The sequence below is a fragment of the Candidatus Kosakonia sp. 282A-S69 genome (assembly GCF_029433855.1).
In the GTDB taxonomy this organism is placed as follows: Bacteria; Pseudomonadota; Gammaproteobacteria; order Enterobacterales; family Enterobacteriaceae; genus Kosakonia; species Kosakonia cowanii_A.
The window spans coordinates 203,766-203,998 of the sequence record NZ_JAROAU010000005.1; the positions used below are offsets into that span (position 1 = coordinate 203,766).

Here is a 233-nt window from a genome sequence, read left to right on the forward strand (position 1 = left end):
GCACGCTGGCGGCCAGTGCATCCTGAACTTCCTGCGGCATGGTGAACAACATGGGGGTGCCGAAGATGCCGGGAGCAATCGTCATATTGCGAATACCGTTGCGAGCCAGGTCGCGAGCAATGGGTAGCGTCATGCCGACCACGCCGCCCTTGGAGGCTGAGTAGGCGGCCTGACCGATCTGGCCGTCATAGGCTGCGACGCTGGCGGTAGAAATCAGCACACCGCGCTCGCCG

The 233-nt window shown here is 63.5% G+C and carries 1 protein-coding gene; it reads right to left on the reverse strand.

What is annotated here, in order from left to right; translation table 11 throughout:
- Positions 1-233: SDR family NAD(P)-dependent oxidoreductase (locus tag PU683_RS21925; RefSeq protein ID WP_277174645.1), on the reverse strand; the 233-nt coding region annotated here is incomplete at both ends.